Source organism: Isoptericola sp. NPDC019571, assembly GCF_044389385.1.
In the GTDB taxonomy this organism is placed as follows: Bacteria; Actinomycetota; Actinomycetes; order Actinomycetales; family Cellulomonadaceae; genus Isoptericola; species Isoptericola nanjingensis.
On sequence record NZ_JBIRXZ010000004.1, the window covers coordinates 105154 to 125007 of the forward strand.

Consider the following 19854-nt stretch of genomic DNA (forward strand, 5'->3'; position numbering starts at 1 on the left):
ACGGGCATGGCCGTCCTCGCTCGCGCCACGCCTTGCCTACCCGCAGACCGACATGTCGACGTGCGGCGCAGATTTCGCAGACACGCCGCTGTACCTTGCGTGATCCCGGGCGTGTCGGGAGGGTTACGAAAAGTATGCGCGCGAGCCCGAGAGGCAGTCAGCGCGTCTCGTCGACGCCGTCGCGAGCACATGAAACAGTCAGCGAATGAGCATCCCGAGCCAGACGGAGCGTGGTGCCACATGGCTCTCCAACTTCGACACTGAAGACCAGGACACCGCACGGTTGCTGCTCGACAGCCTCCGCGTCGCTTCAAGCGACGAAGTGCGGTTCGGACTCGCGGACCTCCTTCGGCGGAAGGATGTACAACGTCCTGCCGCGCTGATCCCGATCCGTGGAGTCGATGACGTTCGCCAAGCGCTAGAACACCGACGAGCGAGCGCGGCGGCAGGTTCGACGAGCACGTTGGGGCCGTTGCCTGAGCACCTCGTCGCCTTCGAAGACGGCTTCACACCAGACCTTCCTATCTCCGCCACTCCCGGAAGCGAGGGTTTCGTCGGCACGCAGGTTCGAGATCTCGTTGGGATGCGCCCCAAAGACGATGGCGACTGGATCGCGCCGGAGCATGCCTCACTCGAGGGCCTGCGATCCCGTCGGTGTCGGTCGCTGGTATTCGTGACCGACTACATCGGGTCCGGGACGCAGGTGTACGACTACATCAGTGCCTACCTCCGTAACCGCACCATTCGTAGTTGGCGCTCCTACCACCTAATCGAAATCGTGATCGTCTCGTTCGCACAGGCCAACATCGCATCAACGACGCTGGAATCGGTCTCGGACGAGTGCCACTTCGTCGAGCCAGCGGCATCGATCTACACGCGCGGCTGGGACGAGAGCGATGTCGAGGCCGTGAAGGCTCTCTGCCTCAAGTACGCGAAGGACCGGACGAGCCAGGCACTCGGCTATGGCGGGTCGGGAGGGTTGTTCCTTTCCACGGTGTCCTCGGCACCAAACAACCTGCCGTGGGTATTGCGGCGGACCGGCAAGAACTGGCATTCGTTCATCGAGGGACGGCGAATCCCTGCCGAACTCACGAACGAGCTCGGCGGCTACCAGCCACCCGACGATCTCGCGACCCTTGTCCGCACCACTGGTCAAGCTCGCCTCGCGCGAGCCCTTGACCTCAGGCACCGTGCATCCAGTCGCGAGCCTCTGGTCGTCCTGGCGCACTGTTACAGCGCGCCCCCTCAAAACGCGCAAGAGGTCGCGCATCGCACACACATGGAGGTGCCACGAGTCGAAGCGATCCTCAAGTTCCTCCGGGCAAGTGGGTTCATCGACGAGCGTCTCCGCATCACACCCGCGGGATCCGGTCAACTCCGGTCGGCCAAACAGATTCGAAGATGGGCTCCGGCGCGTCCACTCGAGGAACCCACTGGCACGTACTACCCTCAGCAACTGCGATGAGGCGGCGGTGCGTTCGGTCACCTAGTGTCGTCAGCGCGTTCGCGCTGACGCGAGGGTCGCCTTCGGCGACCCCCGGCCCGGCCACGTCCGCGGCCTTATGGGAGTAGCGCACGCTTCTCTGCTAGCACGGACGGACGCTTCACTGGCGACGTCTTGTGCGCTGTCCGTCCGTGTTCTCAGAACGGATCAAAGGTAGATGACCGACCTGCCGCCTCATCGCTATCTCGCTCACGGGCTCAAGCGCGGTGTGCCCCCAGAGGTTCTTGAGCGAGCTGCAACGCAGATCGAGACTTCAGAGTTCGCCGGCGTCGCGCCAATCCTTAGTCTGCGTCACCTGTCGCACCTGACTGGTGCAAGTTACGGGGAGCTCCGTCGAGTAGTAGCACGGGCTGCTGATCCCTACTTCGACCTCACCCTGCCAAAAAGGAGCGGCGTGCGGCCGATCTCAATGCCGGAGCCCACGATCATGGCAGTACAGCGCTTCCTCCTCAGGCGCGCACTCTGCAGCCTCGACTTGCATCCACGCAGCCACGCCTACCGTGTCGGGCGATCGACGATCACATGCGCCGAACCACATGTCGGGGCACGCTGGGTCATCAAGATGGATCTCCGGAACTTCTTCGGCTCCATTACCGAGAAGGACGTGTACCGCGTCTTCAAGAGCCAGGGGTACTCCAGCCTCGTCGCGTTCGAACTCACCCGGCTCAGCACCCGCGCATCTTCCGCGCCGGGGAGTCGCCGCGTGCCGGTGCCGGAGAGCGCCACCCGCTACCGGGTGACCCCCTACACCTCGAACTGGATGGGCACGCTTCCCCAGGGGGCTCCCACCAGTGGGGCGCTGGCAAATGCTGTCGCTACGCCCCTAGACCACGACCTGCACAGGGTCGCGTCCAAGGCAGGATTCGTCTACACCCGGTACTCAGACGACCTGACCTTCTCGACGGCTAAGCGCGTAGGCCCCGCTCGCGCGCAGGAAGTCGTGCGCACTGTCTCCCGGACTGCGGCCTCCCGGGGGTTTCAAGTTAACTCAAAGAAGACTCGCGTTCTCGGGCCAAGGACGCGACACGATGTCCTGGGACTTGTCGTCGGCGACGACCGTGTTCAACTCCCTCCGGAGTTCCGGCGCAAAGTCGAGGTCCACATCCACGGCGTCGAAACACGCGGTCTGGCAGCACACGCCGAGATTCGGGGATTTCGTTCCGTCTTCGGCCTGGTCGCCCATGTCGATGGATGCATCGCTTACGCGACTGGCATCGACCCCGCCTGGGCCCGGCTCCAGCACGGTCGATGGGTGGGGGCCCTGCGGCGCGCCGGCTACCCAATCTGAGCCAGACGAAGCGCGCGGAGTTGGCGCGACGATGAGCGCGAGCCATGCGGCCAGCGGCGCCCACCCGTCCGGCGTTCGTGCAACACATGCTTGTCGGGGGGCCCGTCTAGCCTCGGGTTTGGACCGCAGCGCTCTGCTCGGACCTACGGATCGGCGGTCGATCCGCACCTGACAGCACGAGGGAGTCTGCGTGGAGGCTGATCTTGGCACGACCTCGTCTCGCGGTGAGCCGCGAGCACTTCTCCTCGCGCAGGTTCGCGAGGCGTACGGCCGGATCTGCTACACGCACAAGACCCAGGAGAAGCAGGCCGACATCTGCCACGAGAAGCACCGCAAGCAGCGCAGGGTCCGAGTCGCGTTGACCGCAGTGAGCTCGGGCGCGTTCCTCGCCTCGCTCGCGGGTCTCCTGCTCGACCAGCAGTGGGCTGCCGTCGTCACGTCGTTCATCGCCGTGCTTCTCTCCGCCAGCGCCCTGTCTGACAAGACGTTCCAGCATGGCGAGGAGGTGCAGCAGCATCGCGAGACGGCGGCGAAGCTCTGGAACGTGCGGGAGTCGTACCTGTCTCTCCTGGTCGACCTCACCTCCGAGAGCATCACCCTGGACGTAGGGAGAGATGAGCGCGACAAACTGCAGGTTACCGCTGGCGCGATCTATGCAGACGCACCTCGGACGTCCGCCGCCGCGTACAAGCGCGCGCAGAAGGCTCTACAGATGCATGGCGACCTGACGTTCTCTTCCGCGGAGATCGACCAACTGCTGCCGCCGGCAATCCGCACTGGACAGGCGGGCACCGATGTCGCAGGCGAGTGAGATCTTCGAGGGCTTGCTCGCAAACCTGAGTATCGACAACGCGGACACCATCACAGCGAGACGTGACGAGATCACCAAGACCCTCAACCGCGAGTTCCGCAACCTCGAGGGATCAACCGCAAACCGGCTCATGGTCGGTTCGTTCGGCCGGACTACCGCGATCCGCGGCATCTCTGACCTGGACCTTCTCTACATCCTGCCTGGTTCCCTCCGAGGGACCTACGAACAGGACGGAGGCCCCTCAAAGGTGCTCTCGCGGACCCGGAACGCGATCCAGGACCGCTACCCCGGCACGTCGATCGCTGTCGACAGACTCGTTGTCGTCGTCCAGTTCGCCAACTTCATGTTTGAGGTTCAGCCGGTCTTCGCGAACACCGACGAGAGCTTCTCCTACCCTGACACCTACTCGGACTCGTGGAAGATCACCAAACCACGGGCTGAGATCAAAGAGACGATCGCCGAAGACGAACGATCCCGGGGGAACCTTCGTCGGCTGTCCAGGCTCGCCCGCGCTTGGAAGAACAAGCATGGCGTCGCCATGGGCGGATTGCTCATCGACACGCTCGCCTACAACTTCCTCCGGTCGAACACCGCCTACCGCACGGCCAGGTCGGATCAGTACGGCGAGATGGCGCGCGACTTCTTCTGGTACCTCTCGCAGGAGGACGATCACGAGTTCTACGCCGCACTCGGCAGCCGCCAGCGGGTCCGCGTGAAGAAGAAGTTCCAGCGTCGCGCGAAGGCAGCGTACGACCTGGCCGTCGTCGCGATCAGCGCAGACGGTAACGCGAACGCCTACAAGAAGTGGCGCGCTGTCTTCGGGAAGGCCGTTCCGGTCGTCGCTGCCGCAACCGAGTCCGTTCTCGCTTCGGCCCAGCGATCCTTCAGTGACACCGAACAGTTCGTCGAGGATCGGTATCCCGTCGACATCCGCTTCAGTCTCTCGATCGACTGTTCAGTGGTACAGGACGGGTTCCGACCCCAGTGGCTCCGAAAGATTCTCGATTCGCATGGACTCCTCCGACCTCAGAAGGATCTGCGGTTCCAGATCATCCAGTCCGACGTGCCCGGCTCGTATGTCGTGAAGTGGAAGGTCCTCAACCGAGGACCTGAAGCCGAGCGTCGAGACGACATCCGCGGCCAGATCATCGACCCGAGCGTCGGGAGTGAGCGGCGCGAGCGTACGCAGTTTCGTGGCGAACATCTCGTGGAGTGCTACATCATCAAGAACGGAGTAGTTGTCGCCCGCGACAGCGTTACTGTCCCGATCTCAAGAACGTGACTTAGGGACGGAACACACGGCTGTCGCCGTCTGCTCGTTGAGATCCAGGGCCTGGCTGTGGCGATCAGGACAGGGGAATGGACACCGACGCTACGCGGGCCCACTGACACGCTGGCACCCCGAAGTGCTCGCCGACCGACGTGGCCCTTCGCGTTCCCGCGCGTCCCGCTGTGGTCCTCGGGGCTGACCAGGCTCGCACGAAGTCATCCTCAGCGTCTGGCCGGCATCCGCCGGACCGCGCCCACGCCGCCCGAGCGCGGACGGATCAGCCCCAGGACAGACCCTCGGCCGTCAGCCACCGCTGAGGGGTCACGCGCTCCGACAGCGACCCCGACACCTACCCGTGCAGCAGTCCCGTGACCTGAGACGTTCTGCCTAGCGGGCGGAATTGCCCGCGCCGGTCGCAGTTACCTGCGAAGTTCTCCGACATGCGCGTTGAGCGCGCGCAGCGCGTTATCAATATTCCGGAGATCCTTGTCGGTGCCGTTGGCGCGCGCGCCTTCATTGGGTGTGGGCATCCCATGACCAGCGGTGGAGTCGTAGATTGGGTATACCTCGATGAACGGCTTTTCTCGCCGTGCCGGATCGGCTTCGCCCCAGTAGGTGAGCGTTGCAGTTCGAGAGTCCTGTATGCCAGCAGGCGAACTGCCCTGAAAATCAGAACTCCACATGACCCTAATGCGAGCACCAGGCACGAGAGTCAGTTCAGATTCAAGGAACCGTTGCAGCGGCTCGGCGATGTAGTCGTTGGCGTCCCGCTTCTCGATTGTGCCGACGTCCACCTTAAGACCTTGGGCCGAAGACTTTCCCAGGTTCTCTACGACAAGATCCCACGATCCCGAGCCATGGAGCCCTGGTACAACCTGCGCGGTCACGTAGGGTCGCGCTTCCCTCTCGATCTGTTCGCGTAGCCCACGAAGTTGCCCACGAGCGATGTTGATGGCGACGAGCGCAACTACCGCACTCAAGATTGCTGCGACGGCTGCAAGTACGTCAGCCCAGGTCGGTTGGGCCACCGTCAACACCGCGTCGACGATCTCGTCGACCCACGCCGGACTAGTCATTCTCACAAGGAATCTTCCGTTGAACTCTCACGGTCAGTCATTGACTCGAGCGCCGCTGCCACAGCCGCGAACTCCTCAAGAGCGGCGGTCAGGTCCTCGACGATCTCACGGGCGACAATCTCTGGCGCGGGGAGGTCGTCTAAGTCTTCTAGTGACTCATCGCGCAGCCAGGTGACGTCAAGGTTGACCTTTTCTCGCGCGATAAGTTCGTCGTACGTGAAAGACTTGAACAGGTCCGTCTCGACTCGTTCGTCGTGCGCCTTCCCGGGCGCGTATGACTCGACGAAGTCGTCGAGGTGCGCGCGGGTCAGCGGGTTCTGCTTGAGCGTAAAGTGCTGGTTCGTCCGCAGGTCGTACACCCACAGCTTCGACGTCCACGGCGTCTCGGACGCTGGCTTCTTGTCGAAGAAGAGCACGTTCGCCTTGACGCCCTGCGCGTAGAAAAGCCCCGTGGGCAGGCGCAGAAGCGTGTGCAGCTCGAAGTCGTTCAGCAGCCGGCGCCGCAGCGTCTCCCCAGCCCCGCCCTCGAACAGCACGTTGTCCGGCAGCACGACCGCGGCGCGGCCGTTGATGTCCAGGATCGTCATAATGTGTTGCAGGAAGTTGAGCTGCTTGTTCGACGTCGTCACGACGAAGTCCTGCCGCTCCACCGCCCTGTCATCGGTGGCCTCGCGACCATCCGCACCGACCATCGTCAGAGACGACTTGGTGCCAAAGGGCGGGTTGGCCAGCACGACGGACCAACGTCGGCCTGGGTCCGCGGCCAGGGAGTCTTTGACCTCGATCAACGACTCGGCGTTGGCCTCACCGATGCCGTGCAGCAGGAGATTCATCGCTGCAAGGCGCGCCGTGCCGTCGACGAGCTCTGTGCCGTGCGCGAAGCCGTTGCGTAGGTGCTCCCGCTCCGGCGGCGTCATCGACTCCGCACCGCGCGACGCGTAGTCGTGCGCCCCGAGAAGGAAGCCCCCGGTCCCGCAGGCAGGATCGACGACGGAGTCCACGACAGTGGGCTGCACGCAATCCACCATCGCCGAGATCACCGAGCGCGGCGTGAAGTACTGCCCTGCGCCGGAACCCTTGTCGGAGGCGCCCCTGGCGAGTAGCGACTCGTAGGCGTCGCCGTTGATGTCCGACCCGGCAGCTGACCACCGCTCCTTGTCGATTAGGTCGTGGATGAGCCGTTTGAGCTTGGCCGGGTCCTGGATCCTGTTCTGAGCCTTACGGAAGATCGTGCCCAGTGTGCCCGGCTGTCGACCCAGGCCCTGCAATATCAGGCTGTACTCGGTCTCCAGCGCCGCGCCCTCGGCGTCCAGCAGGCGCTGCCAGGAATAAGCGGGCGGGAGGATCTGCTCGGGCCTAAGTTTCCGGGTCGCGCGCTCATGGGCCATTTTCAAGAACAGCAGGTAGGTCAGTTGCTCGGTGTATTCGATGACGCCCACTCCATCATCACGAAGCACGTGGGCGTAGGACCAGATCTTGTCGACAAGCCGTCGTGCGTCAGACACCGGCCACCTCCTCAACTCGCTCGATGTCGGACTCGGTGCCGGACAGTTTCCCTGTGAACGCCGCGGTGAACAATGACCGGCGCAACGCGGCCGACCGTTGCTGGTTCTCGAGCAGAGCTGTCCCAAGCCGACGGGCAATCTCAACATTCTCGCGATGCTCCTTGACGAGGGCGGCGGCGAGGGGCGGGTCCGGCCATGGGACTTCGAGGGACTTGAAGTACCCGAGTGTCAGGTTTGGTTGGACGCCGCCCCTCGATTCGCGGCGTAGCGCGTCATAGCGGGACTCGAGGACCAGACGCAACCACGCGCGAGAGGCGCTTGAGCCGTCGTGGAGGTGCACCGCTGCGCACGCCTGGTTTGTGGTCGAGTCGATCGCGAGCTCGCCTACAGTTCCGCGTGTCTTGCCTTCGCCGTACATAGCTATGAGCAGTGTCCCTGAGGGCCACAAGCGGACAGAGGTCTCTGCTAGGGCCTTCTCCGTAATGAACTGTGATGCCCTGGAGATCAACCCCTGCGACAAGTCGCCGCTCGTAATCCACGGGATCGTCCCGTTGTCCCAGTATTTCGCAGTCCCGCGCTTCGGCGTGCTGCCACTTCCGATAGTGGCAATGCGTGCAAGGCCGACGGTCGGAACGGTTGCGTCGTTTTCGACCCGACCCACTAGAGTTGCAGCACTGGCTTTGACCAGGGCGCGACTACGCATAATCGCAGCCCTAACGCCGTTTTCGCCAGCATCTAGGCGGGAATGAAGGTCGTCGAGGATTTCAACGACTCGCCGCTGTTCTGTGAGCGACGGCAGCGGTACTGCGATTCGGCCCATGTCCTTCTTCGAGATGACACCTTGCGCACTTCCGCGCGATCCACCACGCAACACCAACGTTTGAGACGAGAGCAGGTGGAAAAGAAACCGCTGGTCGAGCCGATCGCCAGGACTGATTGCTGCAACGCTGCGCCCGATCGCGGCGTCTACGCCAAGGTTGACCTTTCCCGCTGTCGCACCCACCACGCACAGAAGCACGTCTGACGCTCGCGCGAACTTCAGTGGCGCCGTTGTCCAGCACTCGACACGAGGGCGCGAACGACCGAACTCACCCGCCCGGACGAACGGTGTACCAACGCCGTCATGGTTGTACGAAGTCGCTGGCGGCGCCTGACCCATCTCGAATCGAGCCAGGTCGCCTAGCAACTCGAGGGACCATCTGCGCACGCGAGCAGTCACGCGGTGAGCTCCTCGTTGAGCTGCTCAAGTAGGTCGCCAGCACCGTCGCCGAGATCGCGCAGGGCGCCGTCGATGCCGCCCTTCTCGTCGAAGGGTGCCTGCCCAAGGTCGTCGGCGGTGATGCCGGCGGAGTTGGAGATCACGTCGACCATGCGGTCGAGCCACCACCTTTGCGTGTCGGTGAATAGGGTCCCGGCCTGCTCCTGGGCCAGCAGCCAACCTGCGTACCGCTCCGCGGCGACGTCGGCGAACGGGATCAGTTCTGGGTCTGCGCCGAGGGTATAGCGCACCAGGGACACGACGTCTGTGAGGCGGGACTTGTCGCGGTGACGTACGTGACCTCCGTCGATCTGTTCGTATGCAGCCCAGATGAGATCCGGGGTCCAGTTGTGCGGCGGGCGGGCGATACGGTCGGCAAGCTCCTTGATCGCCTCAAACGGCACCCGGCGGGTCTTGGCCTCGTCCATGATCTGGATCGCGGTGATCTCGGAGCGGTGCGTGGTCAGGTACTCGAACCAGTCCTCGACCAGCGACCTAGCCCGTTCGGGGTCGACGACGCCGTAGGCGTCGATCAGTTCGTCGGCGTTGTACTCGTCGATGATCTGGTCGTGCGTGCGGCGCAGCTCCATGATCCGGGCCCGCAGGTCGGGGTTCCCCGCCAAGGGTTCGATCGCGGCTTCAATGAGTTCCTCGATCACCTGGGCGGGGTCGGCGTCGTCGCCAACGTCGTGGAGGGCGGCGGCTTGCTGGTCGGCGTCGACGGCGTCGACCAGGCCGCGCACGATCTGCTTGAGGGGCACGCCCGCGACCTTGTCGAGCTCGGCGCGCTCGTCCGGGGTCAGCTGCAGTTCGAGGGCGGACAGGCGTGAGGCGAGGGTGGCGACCTCGTCCTCGGTGATGGTCAGGTTCGCCGTCTTCTTCAGCAACTGCTCGAGCGACACAGACCTCTGCCGGTTCAGCGGCGGCTCGACGAAGTCGTGCTCCGTGACTCCGACAGCATCGACGATCACGAACCGGGTCTTCTGCTTCGCAGCCGGGTCCGGGGTCACGGCCTGGAAGTCGGCGGGCGCGATGGTTCGGGCGCCGCGGCCCTTCATCTGCTCGAAGTACTGCGCCGTCTTCACATCCCGCAGGAAGAACACGCACTCGAGCGGCTTCACGTCAGTGCCGGTGGCGATCATGTCAACCGTGACAGCGATGCGCAGCTTCGCCGAGGTGCGGAACGCCTGGAGCTGGCCCTTCGGATCGTTCGCGGCGTAGGTAATCTTGGCGGCGAATTCGTTGCCCTTGCCGAACACTTGCCGCACCAGGGTCACGATCTGCTCGGCGTGCGCGTCGTCCTTGGCGAAGATGAGCGTCTTCGGCACCGCCGAGCGGCCCGGGAAGATCTCCGTGAACAGCCGGTCGCGGAACGTCTCGAGCACCAGACGGATCTGGTTCGGGTTGGTCACCGCGCGGTCGAGCTGGCTAGCGGTGTAGTCGAAGTCCTCGTCGATCTGCTCGATGCGCTGCACCCGCGTGCGCTTATCGACCTTCGGGACGTACACGCCGGCGGGCAGGGTGGCGCCCTCGTCGGTCACCTTGGTCTTGATGCGGTAGATGTCGAAGTCGACGTTCACCTGATCGGCGACCGACTCCTGGTACGTGTACGAGGAGACGAGGTTCTGACGGAAGAACGCGAAGGTCTGCTTGCCCGGCGTCGCCGTCAGGCCAACGACGTGCGCGTCGAAGTAGTCCAGGACACCGCGCCAGACGCCGTATATGGACCGGTGAGCCTCATCAACGATCACGAGGTCGAACGTCTCGGGCGGCATGCCCGGGCTGTAGGAGACCGCGATCGCCGACTCCGGCGTCCAGTCGTCGAGCTGCGGGTCATCAGTGCCAGGGACGTCGTTGCCGTTCAGGACTTTGAACACGCGCTGGATCGTGGAGATCACAACGTTCGACGACGCGAGCATTCCCGCGCCCGTCAGCTTGTCGACGTTGTAGACCTCGGAGAAGCGACGACCGTCGTCCGGGGTCGTGTAGTTCTGGAACTCCGCGAGCGTCTGATCGGCCAGGTTGTTGCGGTCGACCAGGAACAAGATCTTCGAAAACCCGCCGTACTTCAGCAGCCGGTACGCGAGAGTGACGGCCGTGTACGTCTTGCCTGCACCAGTGGCCATCTGGATCAGCGACCGGTCGAACCGCTGCTGAGCAAGCGACAGCTCAGTGCCCTTGATCGCCGTGATCTGCGCCGGACGCAGCGGAGCCTCGTCCAACTCGCGAAGGACCTGGACCTTCGCTCGCCACGTCGGGCACTTCGGGTCAGCGTCTGCGTCGCGCATCAGCCGGGCGAGCGTGGCCGGCTTGGGGAAGTTGAAGACCTTCCGGGCCCGCGGGTCAGGGTCATAGCCGTTAGTGAAGTGGGTCTCCGAGCCGGATGCCTCGAACACGAACGGCAGGCGGCCTTGGACCACCACGGCTCGCTTGCGGTGGGCCTCGGGCAGGCCCGTCGCGTACATCGCGGACTGCCACTCCACGCCTGACAGGGTGGTGCCCTCAGGCTTCGCCTCGACGACCCCAACGACCCTGCGGTCTACGTACAGCAGGTAGTCAACCCGCCCGTGATCGGGTGCCATGACGTGCTCGCGGACTGCGACACCGTCAGCGGCGAACAGGTTCAGTGCCTTGCCGTCCTGTACAGCCCAGCCCGCAGCCGTCAACTGGGCATCGATCTTCACGCGCGCCCGCGCCTCTGCGGGAAGTCGCTCATCGTCGCTGGCCATCAGCCTGATCTTAGGGAAATACCCAGGCCGCGCACGCAGGCCGCTACCAAGTTCACCCGATCAATCGTCCGGGTTGGCGCAGCGTCAGGGCGAGCGGGTGCCACTCGATCTGTATCGTCGCCGCATGGCAGCGCGTCTTCGAGTCCGGGACCAGCACATCGCCGTGTTCGGCGGCAGCGGCAGCGGCAAGACGGTCCTCGTCTCTTCGTTCTACGGAGCGACCCAGGAGCCGTCATTCATCAAGGAGAGCCTGTTCCACGTCATCGCGGACGACACGGGCCAGGGCCACCGCCTACGTCAGATCTACCTAGGTATGAAGAACGACGCGAAGACGCCTCCGACGAATCGGTTCGCCGCTGTGCCCTACTCCTTCACCATCAAGCTGAAGGACCCGGGGGACGCCAAGGCTGCCAAGGCCCGGCCCTTCGACTCGCTGCGTCTCGTCTGGCACGACTACCCGGGCGAGTGGTTCGAGCAGGAGCCCAGCGGCGAGACCGAAGCGACCCGCCGGGTCGACACGTTCCGGTCTCTGCTCCGCTCGGACGTCGCCATGGTCCTCGTCGACGGGCAGAAGCTCCTCGATTACGCCGGGAACGAGGAGAAGTACCTCAAGTCGTTTTTCGGGGACCTGCGCGACGGGCTGCTTCGGCTCAAGGAGGATCTCCTCGACGGCGAGCGGCTGAAGGAGTTCCCGCGGGTGTGGATCCTCGCCCTGTCCAAGGCCGACCTGCACCCCGAACTGGACGCCCACGGCTTCCAGGACCTCCTCATCCAGAAGGCCGCCGGCGACATCGCCGCGCTGCGCGACGTCGTCACCGACCTGGTGCAGTTCCCCGAGGCCCTCTCGATCGGAGAAGACTTCCTCCTACTCTCGTCCGCCAAGTTCGAACCCGAGAGGATTGAAGTCACTAAGCGGGTCGGCCTCGACCTCATCCTCCCGATAGCCTCGATCCTGCCTCTCCAGCGGCTGGTTCAGTGGTCGCAACGCTTCGACATCCCACGCCGTCTACTCGACGTCTTCGCGGACAACGCCGAGATGATCGCACGGATATTGGTCGGGGCGGGGCCCGTCCGGGAATTGATCATCAAGATTCCCATTGCGGGCCCGCTGTTGGCTTCCATCCTGCCCGTACTTGTGCAGGCGGTCCGACTCAGCAAGCCGAAGATCGAAAAGATCAACACCGACGCACGGGCTCGGCACGACAACCTGACCGCGGTCCTCTCGCAGTTCCGACTCGATCTCGAGCGAGGCGAGGAGGACCACGTTTTCGTGAAGAGCAACCGATGAACCTCATCTGGGCGACCCGCGGGCGCGCATGGGGATTTCGGTTCCTCCTCAAAGGCGGGTACACCGACCCTCTGGACGCCTACGAGCAGGCCTTCGCCGGGACCGGCGATGTGGAATCCACGTGCCGACGGATCGACGGTCGCGTCGCTCTGAGGTTCCCCGACCCCGACGGCAGACGCGACAACGTGGGACGAGTCATCCCCCACGACGTCGTCGTCATGCCGCCCCACTCCAACGACCTCCACACCGTCCAAGACGGCATGGCGAGCGTCTGGCCCCTGCTGGCCGGAGCCTTCGCCGCCGTCTGGGACCAGCCGACAGCACCCACGCAGAGGCAGATCGACGACCTGATCGGCGCTGCGACCTCGCACTGACGTCTCGACGCGATGGGGTAACCCCGCTGCGGCGAGGTACGACGACGTCCAGCCGCAGCGCAGGTACCACGAGGGATGCGGGCGACTATCGCGTCGTCGCACCATTGTCGGACCGGCCTGGCACTCTGGTCGGATGCCGTCACTGATGACAGTCGCTGGCAAGACGATCGCCGACCCGTTCGCACAGCTGTCTGAGTACGCGCGTCGATACGGCGGCACTCTCACGAAGTACGACCTGGGCGGTTCCAGCGACGCCGACGTGCTGACTGCCGACGAGGTGACACGAACTCGGATCATCGCGAGCCGAATCTCGGCCGCAGAGAGCGCCTGGTTCGTCGAGCGTGGCCGCAGTGCACCTTGGAGCGAAGTACCCCCCGACGCCAACCTGGGGGATGCAGACCCGGCCGAACCCGATGGGCTGTACGCGGCGGCCATCGCCCTCTACGAGCACTTCCGCGCAGCGGCTCCCAAGGGCGTGGCGACCGCCAAGATCCACAAGGTGCTGCACCTCAAGCGCCCAGCTCTGATCCCGATCCTCGACAGCCGCCTGCTGGCTGTCTACGCAGCCGGCGCAGTCCAGGCAGCACACCACCACGAGCACCTTGGCGCTCGGCGCCTGAACTGGGCAGCCATCCGCGAGGACCTCATCGACGACGGCAACGCCCAGGTGCTCGTCGAGATGCGCGCCCAGCTCGCCGCTGACGAGCACCGCAACGTCCAGATGATGGCGCAACTGACGGACCTACGACTACTCGACGCCGTTGCCTGGCGAGCCATCTGATGGAGCCAGCATCCGGTAGCGAACGCCGCTCGCCACGTCCACGCCAGCTCGACGACCCCTACCCCGAGGCACTGGAGACGGCGCTACGCCAACTGGCTGGTCACAACCTCGAAGGCGCACGCACCGCGCTGCGAGAGATCCCGTTCGTGCCCACACCCCGGCGCACTGAACGATGGCCCGCCACATCGACCATCGCGAGGATCTATGCTCGGGACCGCTACCAATGCCGCTACTGCGGGGAAAAGACGATCCTCACGCCGGTCATGCGCCTGCTGTCGAGAATCTTCCCGGACGAGTTCCCCATGCACCCGAACTGGAAGTCCGACCAGACACACCCCGCCTTCGTCTCTCGCTCCGCGACGCTCGATCACATCCAACCCATCGCAGGCGGTGGCGACCCCGTAGCCGAGGACAACCTCGTTACAGCCTGCTGGGGCTGCAACCGCCGCAAGGGAGACCTCCAACTCACCGAGCTCGGATGGGAGCTCCGCGACCCCGCCGACCCGCACTGGCGCGGACTAACCGAACTCTACGAACCAGCATGGATCGCCGTCGGAAGACCCCAACTGAGCGAGACCGAGATGACATGGATGCGCGCGACAAGAACACCCTGACGACCGCGGGAGGGAAGGGGGGACCGGCCGTGGCCCGCGACGGAGTAGAAGGTCAGTAGCCACCTATCCGTTCGGCGGTTCCGAGCGCGTTCAGCAAATCCCGCAGGACGAGCGCAAGCTCGTTGTAGGCGTGGATGTAGAAGACATCGGTCATGTCGTCGGGCCGGGTGTCCTCGAAGGCACCGAGCAACCTGGCCGCCAACTTCGCTGCTTCGGGCAGCGCTACGGATGCATCTGGCGTCGCCACGGTCAGATAGGCACCAGTCGGCCGTCCAAGTCGGGTGACGGGCACTTGCCCGCCACGACTCCGGAACTCGCGGATGGCGTCCTGGGCGATGCCACCGAGGTTGGCGAACTCGATGTAGTTGGTCATGGCTCCTCCGAATGGGCGGCGAACTTAAGGCCCTCGTCGTCTGCGGTGATCGTGACGTGGGGATGCAGGTTTGAGACCGACCTCGCGGCGGCCCGCAGCGCCTCGCGGAAGCGTCGCGCTCGTATCGCGCGGCTGCCGAAGGACTCGGCGAGCGTTTCGTAGGTGGTGTGCCATTGCGATCGGTCGCCCTGCTGGGCTTGGCGGCATGTCCACACGTAGAGGTCGGTGCGCAGCGGGGAGGTGCCGAGTAGGCGCAGGCGGTGCAGGTCGACCTGGACGGGCGCGGTGGTGAGGGACATGAAGAACTCGCTGGAGAGCGTGATAGCTATCCCGGGGTCTTGTCCGTCCCAATGTCGGTGCTGGGTGATCCCGGTGACGTAGTGCTCGACGATGGGGAAGGTGGCCCCTGTGACCGTGAGGCCTCCGGGTCGAAGTGTCGCGTCTTGGATGTGGACGGTGGCGCCGACGAGTCGAGCGAGCTGGTCCCAGAGCCGTTCTTGGGTTCGACCATCCGTGGCGAGCCCGAGTGTTCGGGCAAACTCGGAACGCGTCGGTCCGGCGTCGAGATGGCGCGAGCCGGTAGCGACCGCGGTCGTGGCCATCCAGGCCAGCAGCCGGCGAGGTAGAACTCCGTAGGGGTACAGGTCGCCGCCCATGGGGCTGGCTGAGGGCATCGGGTGGATCGTCATGGTGCGGCCGTCGTGCTGTTGTTGCCATCGTGCGAAGGGGCCGGGGTCTCTGTAGGGGAGCATGAACTCGGCGAAGATGGCCGGGTAGTAACCCGGTGCCGTGGCCTGCATACCGTTCGCCTGTTCGGTGTGAACGTGCACTATGGCCTCCATGGGCGTGGCGGGTCGACGAGGGCGGTAAGGGCGTTCGCTGCCGGCGGTGTGAGCGAGGCTTCGAACTGTCGGTAGGCGATCCGCGCCGACGACCCGGGAGGGACTGGCTCTCCTGGGCTGGTGCGTATCAGTCCGCCTGCTACGTGGCACCACAGCCACGTCACGGCGTGTGGGAGGGAGGTCTCCCGCGTACCGGGTCGGTGCGTCGAGGACCACTGGCGGAACCAGTTGGTGTCGCCTGCCATGCCACGCACGCGACCTTCCAGGTCGCAGCGGTCCTCGTAGAGGTCGGCTGCTATGGCGCGTAGGGCCCGGTCGAGGCCGCGGGTGTCGAGGGTGTTGCGGCTGCTGATCGCTCGGGCCGTGTTCGCGCCGTGTTGCCGGGGGACGCCGAGGATGTCGGCGGCGTCTGCCCAGGTCAGGGTCGAGTCGTGGCGCCGTGCGAGGCATAGAGCGAGGAAGTGGCGCGGGGTCTCGCCTCCTGTCCTGAACAGGTGGGCCGCGTTCTTCTGGTAGATCGGCTCGGGAATGGCTTGCGGGATCCGGTCGAGGTGGATCCTCAGGGTGCTCGCACGCAGGGCGTGACTGATGCGTTGGTGGGGTGCGAGGGTCGCCATGCACAGGCGCCTCAGCGTCGTGGTCATTCGGGTGCGGTCGGCCAGCCAGCCGAGGCGGGATTCCGTCGTTCCGGGTGCTGCGGCGACCCAGGAGTGCAGCGCAGCGGCCGCATACTCGAGGTTCGGCGAGGTGAGGATGACGTCGGCGGCGGCCATTGCTTGTGATCTCGTCGCTGGTGACGACGGGGGGTGCAGGCTCCATCGCACCGGCCCGGTGTGCTCGACCGGATCCTGCTGGTCCGCGGCCGATGCCAGCCGGCGTCGGGCGGTCTCGGAGAGCACGTTGTTTCTCCAGGTGGCTAGCCCAGCGGCGGCCGGCATGGTGACCAGGTGGAGCATCAAGACGGTCAAGGCCCACACGTCGAGCAGGTACGCCGCTGGTGTGCAGGAGGTCCCGAGCACCGGCGGCGCATCGCCGTTCAGGGCTCGGTCGTGGCGTCGCTGGCGGGCGACGCAGCCGTCGGTTGCCGGTTCGGTGGGCAGTGCGCTGACATCGACATCGCAGTGACCTCCTCCGGGTAGCGGATTGAGGCAGTGCGTGCCGGGAGCGGGCCGTAGCGGCGTGTGCGGGTGGTCGAGGAAGCGCCGCCCGCAACCGGGGCACTGCTCGACGAGGTAGCAGCCGTGGCGGGTGCACACGGTGCTGCTGGGCAGTCTCCACTGCAGCTGCCAGATCCCCTCGGTGGCCAGGCACCGGGGGCAGGCGGCAGACCCGGTGGCGTGGATCCACCCGCGAGCGGCGACCCGTCGCCAGGTCGACCACTGGTCCGGGTCAAGGCCGCGGAGATCGACGATGCCGGTGCCGTCGAAGCGCTGGAGGGTGGCCGATCGCAGGTCGGCGGGCCTCTGTCCCGTGATCTTGCCGATCCGTTCCACCACACGGCCGGCGGGTTTGACACCGAGGAACCTGATCGGTCCAACATCGTCGCAGATCAGGGCGGCCAGCTGCCCGGTTGGCATCGTGTTGAGAGTGGCAAGGTGCTCGAGCCAGTCCTCGATGCTCTGCCCGGACTGCAGGTCGGCTCGCACGGGGAGCATCACGCTGTCCGTCCGTCGACAACGAATGGACACTGTGCAGTATCTACCGCAGCGGGATCGACGCCCTCGAGGTAGTCGTCGAGGACCTCCCGCAGGCGCAACCGCAGCTCGGGATCGAGATCCCGGTCGAACACGCGGATGCTGGCCAAGGTCGCCTCGTCGACGGGACCGGGGCTCTGGTGCAGTCGACACCACGCGGCAAGGACCACGTCGCTGGTGACAGGCAACCCGGCGACCTGCCGACGCACGGTGCTGAGCAGTCCGGAGGGCGTCGCAAGGCGTTGGCGCAGACCCTGATGATCGATGAGGCCTTGGATGATCAGGCGCTCGGCGATCCGCACGACGTGTGCCGCACGTGTGGCGTCCACAGCGCCCTCGAGCATTGCGTTGCGTTGCCGGCGGTGTGATCGCAATCCGAGGTCGCGTCGTGCGTCGACCTCAGCGTTGGGGTCGTGCCAACGGCCGGCAAGCAAGACGTGCAGTGTCACGGCCCGGTGCTCTAGTTCTCGGCGCCGGTCGCAGGTGGGTATCAGGGAGTCTGTGGCGTCGACGGGCCAGGCCGGGACGTGGCGCGGCTGGAGTCCGCGGGTGCGCTGCAGGCGCTGGATGGTGCGGATCATCGAGGCCAGGACTGGCTGCGTTCGCTGGCTGGGTACCTGGGGTCGACGGCGCTCGGTGTCCAAGGCGCCGGGCGCGAAGCGGCGCACGAGCGTGCGGGCGGCATCGTCATCGCGTGCGGCGAGGCGTTCGATCGCCTCGCCGCGGAGCAGTCGCTGGCGTGCAGGGTTGGCCAGTGCCCTGCCGCACAAGAAGACGACGATTGCAGCGCGAACGGGACTGTCTGGAGGGTGGCGACTCCATTCTGAGTGAGGTTGCGAAAGCTCGGCTCGCAGGTCGTGTTCCCAGCCGGGTAGCCGTGGCCAGTCCTGGTCGGCCGTTGCCGAGACGAGTTCGCACAGAAGGTAGAGGTCGGCGAATCGGCGCTGCGCTCCGGCGGTGTGAAGGCGCTCGGGTTCGAGGTCTTGGGCGATGAGTCGTTGCGCGTCCAGTGCAGCCGTGTCCGGCGGTGCCGAGTCCTCGCGGTGGGTGCCGACGACGGTGAGCAGGCTGGGGCACTGCACACAAAGAGGGTGTAGGGAGAGCTGCCACCGGCGCAGCACCACGCCGTTGAGCCGGCTGCATCGCGGGCATGCCCACTCCGTCCGATGCAACCAGGTGCGCTGACTCCGCTGGGCCTCGCCGCGCAGCACCGGCGGGTAGGCCGACAACGTCAAGGACGTCAGCTGCTCGGCCGGCATGTCGAGCAGTTCGGCCAGGCGGGCGGCCACCCGCTGTTCAGTGCGCAACCCTCGTGCCGTAGGCAGGCCAAGCTGGTTGGGGTGCGCAAAGTTTGCTGCAGCTGTTCGTACGGCCAGGGACTGGATCATCTCGTCGACCATGGGCGCGGGACGTACGGGCAGGGATCTCAAGACGCTGCTACCTCGACACTCGGCGCCCCTCTGGGGCGGCCTGCGGGGGTCTCGCGCAGGCGGGGAGCGGCAATCTGGGCGCGCTTGGACAGTTGGGCGCGTTCCAAGTCGGTGATCCGGAGCGTCCAGGTGTCTTCGTGGGCGGCGAGGTGAGCGGCTTCGGCGATGAGGCGGGCGACGTCGCCGAGATAGCCCTGGGTGAGCCTCCAGATACGTGGTGCATGGTGCCCGGCGAGGATCCCTCGCTGGGCGGCGGGCAGGTAGGGCAGGACGAGGTCTTCGATCCCGGCGAGCGTGTTCTGCCAGCGGGTGATCTCGGCGGGCGTGTCGATAGGGCACGGCTTCAGGCTGATCGTGCGCAGCCGCCCTGCCATCTGGGGGTCGCGGACGACGGCGCCGTCCTCGAGATCTGCTCCGACCAGGACCAACGACGCTCCGCGTTGCCCAAGCACCGTGTTGATGTGCTTGAGGTGATCAAGGACGTCGCGAGCGTCCCTGTGCCGCAGGTTCAGCAAGTTGGCGTCATCGACGACAAGTAGCCGTACCCGGTGGGCATCAAGGATGCGGTGGATTCGGGCGGTCAGGTCGGTGATGGCGCCGCTGATCGGGTAGCCGAAGTACTGAAGCAGCTGGATGTTGAATGCGCGCACCTTGGAGGCAGCTTCGAGGTCGAGCCAGACGACGGGTACTTCGTCAGCGACGACGCCGGGCTCACGGTTCCAGGTCGGCAGCTGGCTGAGGTGTATGCGGTCGCCGATGATGTCGCGGTACCGGTCTTGTGCCCAGGTCCGGACGAGCGTGGACTTACCGACGGCGAACGGTGCGGTGACGGCGATGACGTCCTTGGCCCCCGGTGGGCTGACGGCGTTGTCCTCCACCAGATCCGTCATGGTCTGGTACGCCTGCCGGATCGCCGGCGTCTCGAACCGGAGGCTTCGCATCCATCGTCGGCGGTGCCGCAGGTACCTCGTCCGGGCGCTCGTGCTCATGGCCCGCAGTTGGGCGATCGTCTTGGGC

17 protein-coding genes are annotated in these 19854 nt (G+C 65.4%); 8 read left to right on the forward strand and 9 right to left on the reverse strand.

The genetic code is table 11. The features are described 5' to 3' along the window. The first annotated feature begins 205 nt into the window (after window positions 1–205). From ACH443_RS08710 to ACH443_RS08725, 4 genes are all read left to right on the forward strand, one after another. Window positions 206–1465: a hypothetical protein gene (locus ACH443_RS08710; protein WP_430590068.1), complete on the forward strand. Its 1260-nt coding sequence runs from the start codon at window positions 206–208 to the stop codon at window positions 1463–1465. A gap of 196 nt (window positions 1466–1661) precedes the next feature. Beyond that, window positions 1662–2792, forward strand: coding sequence for a reverse transcriptase family protein (locus tag ACH443_RS08715; protein WP_430590069.1), 1131 nt, complete (start codon window positions 1662–1664; stop codon window positions 2790–2792). 190 nt (window positions 2793–2982) lie between these two features. Next, on the forward strand, window positions 2983–3603 hold the full coding sequence (locus ACH443_RS08720) for an SLATT domain-containing protein (protein ID WP_430590070.1): 621 nt from the start codon (window positions 2983–2985) through the stop codon (window positions 3601–3603). Further along, window positions 3587–4885: a nucleotidyltransferase gene (locus ACH443_RS08725; RefSeq protein ID WP_430590071.1), complete on the forward strand. Its 1299-nt coding sequence runs from the start codon at window positions 3587–3589 to the stop codon at window positions 4883–4885. The genes ACH443_RS08720 and ACH443_RS08725 overlap by 17 nt, the downstream gene beginning before the upstream one ends. Before the next feature lie 407 nt (window positions 4886–5292). Here ACH443_RS08725 and ACH443_RS08730 read toward each other — a convergent pair whose 3' ends face one another. The 4 genes from ACH443_RS08730 to ACH443_RS08745 are packed head-to-tail and all read right to left on the reverse strand — an operon-like array spanning window position 5293 to window position 11441. After that, a complete protein-coding gene (locus tag ACH443_RS08730; RefSeq protein ID WP_430590072.1) occupies window positions 5293–5949 on the reverse strand; it encodes a hypothetical protein in 657 nt (218 codons plus the stop codon). Between the two features lie 2 nt (window positions 5950–5951). Continuing rightward, window positions 5952–7454: an N-6 DNA methylase gene (locus tag ACH443_RS08735; protein ID WP_430590073.1), complete on the reverse strand. Its 1503-nt coding sequence runs from the start codon at window positions 7452–7454 to the stop codon at window positions 5952–5954. Continuing rightward, on the reverse strand, window positions 7447–8673 hold the full coding sequence (locus tag ACH443_RS08740; RefSeq protein WP_430590074.1) for a restriction endonuclease subunit S: 1227 nt from the start codon (window positions 8671–8673) through the stop codon (window positions 7447–7449). The genes ACH443_RS08735 and ACH443_RS08740 overlap by 8 nt, the downstream gene beginning before the upstream one ends. Further along, a complete protein-coding gene (locus ACH443_RS08745) occupies window positions 8670–11441 on the reverse strand; it encodes a DEAD/DEAH box helicase family protein (protein ID WP_430590075.1) in 2772 nt (923 codons plus the stop codon). Before ACH443_RS08745 ends, ACH443_RS08740 begins: the two co-directional genes overlap by 4 nt. Before the next feature lie 124 nt (window positions 11442–11565). On the opposite strand from ACH443_RS08745, the gene ACH443_RS08750 reads away from it, so the two are divergent. The 4 genes from ACH443_RS08750 to ACH443_RS08765 all read left to right on the forward strand — a co-directional run bounded on the left by ACH443_RS08750 (window position 11566) and on the right by ACH443_RS08765 (window position 14498). Further along, a complete protein-coding gene (locus ACH443_RS08750) occupies window positions 11566–12729 on the forward strand; it encodes an ATP/GTP-binding protein (RefSeq protein ID WP_430590076.1) in 1164 nt (387 codons plus the stop codon). Then, window positions 12726–13103 carry a hypothetical protein gene (locus tag ACH443_RS08755; protein WP_430590077.1) on the forward strand — a complete coding sequence of 126 codons (378 nt, stop codon included), beginning with the start codon at window positions 12726–12728 and terminating at the stop codon, window positions 13101–13103. Before ACH443_RS08750 ends, ACH443_RS08755 begins: the two co-directional genes overlap by 4 nt. 133 nt (window positions 13104–13236) lie before the next feature. Further along, on the forward strand, window positions 13237–13884 hold the full coding sequence (locus ACH443_RS08760; RefSeq protein ID WP_430590078.1) for a DUF6308 family protein: 648 nt from the start codon (window positions 13237–13239) through the stop codon (window positions 13882–13884). Further along, window positions 13884–14498 (forward strand): HNH endonuclease, encoded by a 615-nt coding sequence (locus ACH443_RS08765; protein WP_430590079.1) that lies wholly within the window; start codon window positions 13884–13886, stop codon window positions 14496–14498. The genes ACH443_RS08760 and ACH443_RS08765 overlap by 1 nt, the downstream gene beginning before the upstream one ends. Window positions 14499–14550: 52 nt before the next feature. On the opposite strand, the gene ACH443_RS08770 is transcribed toward ACH443_RS08765, so the two are convergent. The 5 genes from ACH443_RS08770 to ACH443_RS08790 are packed head-to-tail and all read right to left on the reverse strand — an operon-like array spanning window position 14551 to window position 19826. Continuing rightward, window positions 14551–14871, reverse strand: a complete 321-nt coding sequence (locus ACH443_RS08770) for a hypothetical protein (protein ID WP_430590080.1) — start codon at window positions 14869–14871, stop codon at window positions 14551–14553. Beyond that, on the reverse strand, window positions 14868–15701 hold the full coding sequence (locus ACH443_RS08775) for a replication protein RepA (RefSeq protein WP_430590081.1): 834 nt from the start codon (window positions 15699–15701) through the stop codon (window positions 14868–14870). The genes ACH443_RS08770 and ACH443_RS08775 overlap by 4 nt, the downstream gene beginning before the upstream one ends. After that, the gene (locus ACH443_RS08780) at window positions 15701–17359 is read right to left on the reverse strand and encodes a TniQ family protein (RefSeq protein ID WP_430590082.1); all 1659 of its coding nucleotides are present in this window, start codon (window positions 17357–17359) and stop codon (window positions 15701–15703) included. Before ACH443_RS08780 ends, ACH443_RS08775 begins: the two co-directional genes overlap by 1 nt. 8 nt (window positions 17360–17367) lie before the next feature. Continuing rightward, on the reverse strand, window positions 17368–18837 hold the full coding sequence (locus ACH443_RS08785) for a TniQ family protein (RefSeq protein WP_430590083.1): 1470 nt from the start codon (window positions 18835–18837) through the stop codon (window positions 17368–17370). After that, window positions 18834–19826: a TniB family NTP-binding protein gene (locus ACH443_RS08790; protein ID WP_430590084.1), complete on the reverse strand. Its 993-nt coding sequence runs from the start codon at window positions 19824–19826 to the stop codon at window positions 18834–18836. Before ACH443_RS08790 ends, ACH443_RS08785 begins: the two co-directional genes overlap by 4 nt. Between the last annotated feature and the right edge of the window lie 28 nt (window positions 19827–19854).